We start from the raw sequence: 3206 nt of genomic DNA, 5'->3' as shown, positions 1-3206 counted from the left end.
CTGCTGGCCATCGACAAGCCGGCCGGCGTGGCGGTGCACGGCGGCAGCGGCGAGAGCTTCGGGGTGATCGAGCAGCTGCGCCGGGCCCGCCCGGAGGCCGCCTTTCTCGAACTGGTGCACCGGCTCGACAAGGAAACCTCGGGCCTGCTCCTCATCGCCAAGAAGCGGCCGGCGCTCGTCGCCCTGCAGAACGACTTGCGCTCGCGCAGCCCCGAGCGCGCGATCGGCAAGACCTACGCCGCGCTGGTCGCCGGCGCCTGGCCGGAATCGTTGAAGGTGATCGACGTCGCCCTTCACAAATACGTCGACGCCGAAGGGACGCGCCGCGTCCGCACCGTCGAGGCCGGCGCGGACGAGGGGCGGCGCTCGATCACGCTGGTCAAGGTCGCCGATCGCTTCGCGGAGTTCACGCTGCTCGACGTCACGATCAAGACCGGGCGCACGCACCAGATCCGCGTCCACCTTGCCGACGCCGGGCACGTCGTCGTCGGCGACCCCAAGTACGGCGATTTCGCGCTCAACAAGGACCTGGCGCGCGGCCTCGGCGTGCCGGGGACGCGTTTCGACCGGATGTTCCTGCACGATCGGCGGCTCCGCATCGACCACCCGGCGAGCGGCGAGACGACCGAGATCGAGGAACCCTTGCCGGACGCATGCAGCCGGCTGCTCGAGGCGCTGCCGAGGACGCTGCGGCGATGAGCACGACTTTCGCCCGACGCTTCGACCTGATCGTCTTCGACTGGGACGGGACGCTGTTCGACTCGACCCAGCTCATCGCCCGCTGCATCCAGGCCGCCTGCGCCGACGTCGGGACGGCCGTGCCGAGCGACCGCGACGCCAGCTACGTCATCGGCCTGGGCCTGGCCGACGCCTTGCAGCACGCGGCGCCGACCTTGCCGCGCGAGCGCCACCGCGAGCTCGCCGAGCGCTATCGGCACCACTACCTGACCAGCCTCGATCAGGTCGTGCTGTTCGAGGGAACGGTCGAGATGCTTCAGGCGCTGAAGGCGCGCAACCACTGGCTCGGCGTCGCTACCGGCAAGACGCGGCGCGGCCTCGACGACGTCCTGCGCGACTCGCCCCTGAGCGGCTTCTTCGACGCCACCCGCACCGCCGACGAGACGCGCGGCAAGCCCGACCCGCTGATGCTGACCGAGCTCATGGGTGAGCTCGGTGTCGATCCCGGACGCACCCTCATGGTGGGCGACACGACGCACGATCTCCAGCTTGCTGCCAACGCCGGCTGCGCCAGCGTCGCGGTGAGCTTCGGCGCGCACGCGCACGCCGAGTTCGCCGGTCACCGGCCGCTGCACGTCGCGCACTCGACGGCCGACCTGCACGACTGGCTCGTCCGCCATGGCTGAAGACGGCAGCGACGCGCCGGTCCCGCCCGCACCTCGTCGCCCCGGGCCGGGCCCGCTCCCGCGCCCGCCGGAGCTCCCGCGCCAGCACCTGTGCGCCTCGGAACAGCTCGAGGAAAAGGGCCGGGCCATCGTCTTCGACGTCAGCCATTTCCGCCAGCCGGCGCGCGCCTTCGCCTTGCGCTTCGAGGGGCGAGTCGTGGTCTACCTGAACCGCTGCGTGCACGTCCCCACCGAGCTCGACTGGCAGCCGGGCGTGTTCCTCGACAGCGGCCGCGAGTTCATCCTCTGCTCGATCCACGGCGCCGCCTACGACCCGCGCAACGGCCGCTGCGCCGGCGGCCCGTGCGGGCAGGGCAGGCTCGTGCACATCGGCGCGGTGGAGGAGGCGGGCCAGGTCTACTGGCAGCCGGACACCGACACGCGTCCGGCGCCGCCGGGCTCAGGTGCGGGCCAGATGCCATGAGGCCGCGTACAGCAGCACGTTGAACCAGACGTGCAGCAGCGCCGCCGGCGCAATGCGGCCGGTGCGCTCCCGCGCGACGCCATAGAGCAGCGAGGCCGGAAAGACGCCCAGTGCGACCGCGGCGCCGTGCCGCCAGGCGTGCAAGGCAGCGAAGACGACGCTCGTCGCGACGTTCGCCGGCGTGATCGGCCACGACCGACCCCGGGCGCCGAACCAGCGCGCGAGAAGCGGCTGCAGGCCGCCGCGAAAGACGATCTCCTCGGCAACCGACCAGGCGGCGATCGCGACCAGGTCACGCAGCGGATCGTTCACCGGCATCGGGAACCCCGCCGCGGCCACCGCCCAGGCGACGGGCGGGCCGGCGAGAACACAGGCGAGCCAGAACGCCTGCATCGCGGACAGGTTCACCGCGCGCAGCATCGAAGCGAAGGCGGCCGCCGGGTGCGCAGGGCTTCGGGTGCGTGCCCCCGCCAACTTGGTGCGACGACCTGCCCAGGCTGGTGCGGCATCGCGGCCAGCGCGTCTTCGGCACCGCGCCGCGCCACCGCGCGTGCGCATCGCCCCCTCATGAACAGTGGCACAGGCCTTGCAAACAGCGCCTCCGGTCTGGTTTCGCTGTCCCCATTCTGATCACACGGAGGTTCCTCACATGAAACGTCGGTTCGCAATCAAGGCCGCCTGCGCCGCCCTGGCCGCATCGGGCCTGCTCTCGCTGCCTGCGTTCGCGCAGAACACCATCAAGGTCGGCATCCTGCACTCGCTGTCCGGAACGATGGCGATCTCGGAGACGGTGCTCAAGGACGTCGCCCTGATGGCCATCGACGAGATCAACGCCAAGGGCGGCGTGCTCGGCAAGAAGCTCGAGCCGGTCGTCGTCGACCCGGCGTCTAACTGGCCGCTGTTCGCCGAGAAGGCCAAGCAGCTGATCAGCCAGGACAAGGTCGCGGTGATGTTCGGCTGCTGGACCAGCGTGTCGCGCAAGTCGGTGCTGCCGGTGGTCGAGGAGCTGAACGGCCTGCTCTTCTACCCGGTCCAGTATGAGGGCGAGGAGCTTTCGAAGAACGTCTTCTACACCGGCGCGGCGCCGAACCAGCAGGCGATCCCGGCGGTCGAGTACCTGATGAGCAAGGACGGCGGCGGCGCCAAGCGCTTCGTGCTCCTCGGTACCGACTACGTCTACCCGCGCACGACCAACAAGATCCTGCGTGCCTTCCTGAAGAGCAAGGGCGTCAAGGACAGCGACATCGACGAGAAGTACACGCCGTTCGGCCACAGCGACTACCAGACCATCGTCGCCGACGTCAAGAAGTTCTCGGCCGGCGGCAAGACCGCGGTGATCTCGACCATCAACGGCGACTCGAACGTGCCGTTCTACAAGG

General features: G+C 70.1%; 5 protein-coding genes. 4 read left to right on the top strand and 1 reads right to left on the bottom strand.

Annotation, left to right across the window (positions count from 1 at the left end; translation table 11 throughout):
• The 3 genes from AC30N0_RS14260 to AC30N0_RS14250 form a co-directional block, all read left to right on the top strand.
• On the top strand, nt 1-699 hold a 699-nt coding region (locus AC30N0_RS14260), incomplete at its 5' end, for an RluA family pseudouridine synthase (RefSeq protein WP_489518568.1).
• Nucleotides 696-1364 carry an HAD family hydrolase gene (locus AC30N0_RS14255; protein WP_489518567.1) on the top strand — a complete coding sequence of 223 codons (669 nt, stop codon included), beginning with the start codon at nt 696-698 and terminating at the stop codon, nt 1362-1364. The genes AC30N0_RS14260 and AC30N0_RS14255, both read left to right, overlap by 4 nt.
• Nucleotides 1357-1827, top strand: coding sequence for a Rieske (2Fe-2S) protein (locus AC30N0_RS14250; protein WP_489518566.1), 471 nt, complete (start codon nt 1357-1359; stop codon nt 1825-1827). Before AC30N0_RS14255 ends, AC30N0_RS14250 begins: the two co-directional genes overlap by 8 nt.
• On the opposite strand, the gene AC30N0_RS14245 is transcribed toward AC30N0_RS14250, so the two are convergent.
• Nucleotides 1804-2247 (bottom strand): CPBP family glutamic-type intramembrane protease, encoded by a 444-nt coding sequence (locus AC30N0_RS14245; protein WP_489518565.1) that lies wholly within the window; start codon nt 2245-2247, stop codon nt 1804-1806. The two genes, AC30N0_RS14250 and AC30N0_RS14245, sit on opposite strands and share 24 nt — an antisense overlap.
• A 229-nt stretch (nt 2248-2476) precedes the next feature.
• On the opposite strand from AC30N0_RS14245, the gene AC30N0_RS14240 reads away from it, so the two are divergent.
• Nucleotides 2477-3206 (top strand): transporter substrate-binding protein (locus AC30N0_RS14240; protein ID WP_489518564.1); only part of this gene is annotated, 730 nt, incomplete at its 3' end.

The organism is Rhizobacter sp. (genome assembly GCF_031412495.1).
In the GTDB taxonomy this organism is placed as follows: domain Bacteria; phylum Pseudomonadota; class Gammaproteobacteria; order Burkholderiales; family Burkholderiaceae_C; genus Schlegelella_A.
Note: the sequence above shows the minus strand (reverse complement) of the source record. Positions and strands in the feature narration are given on the sequence as shown.